We start from the raw sequence: 546 nt of genomic DNA on the forward strand, positions 1-546 counted from the left end.
ACCACCACCACGAAACAGACGATGAGGACATTCCCTCCCATGCCGGGATAGACCGATGCGACCGGCGCGGCGATCATGCCGGCCAGCGCCGCCAGCGCCACGCCCGCTGCGAATACGATGCGATACAGCAGGCGGATGTTGATGCCCAGGCCGCGCACCATGTCGCGGTTGCTGGCACCGGCGCGGATCATCATGCCCAGGCGGGTGCGGTTAACGACGAGGTAAAGGCCGATGGCCACCACGATGCAGGCCGCCGAGGCGAACAGGTTGTACACCGGGTAGGTCATGATGTCGCCCAGCGGCACGCCGCCCGACAGCCAGGCTGGCACCTTGACGCCATGCACGTCGTTGCCCACGAGGATGCTGCGCAGTTCCTCGAACACCAGGATCAACGCATAGGTCATCAGCACCTGCTGCAGGTGGTCACGCTGGTACAGGTAGCTGAAGAACAGCCATTCGAGGACATAGCCGAAGATGGCGCTGAGCGCCACGCCGGCCAGCAGCATCAGGATGAAGTTGTCGCCGAAGAAGGGCGCGATGGAAAAG

The 546-nt window shown here is 63.7% G+C and carries 1 protein-coding gene; it reads right to left on the reverse strand.

From position 1 onward, the window contains the following. Window positions 1–546 (reverse strand): branched-chain amino acid ABC transporter permease (locus G3574_RS06900; RefSeq protein ID WP_163961404.1); only part of this gene is annotated, 546 nt, incomplete at both ends.

It is taken from the genome of Noviherbaspirillum galbum (genome assembly GCF_010974945.1).
Classification (GTDB): domain Bacteria; phylum Pseudomonadota; class Gammaproteobacteria; order Burkholderiales; family Burkholderiaceae_D; genus Noviherbaspirillum; species Noviherbaspirillum galbum.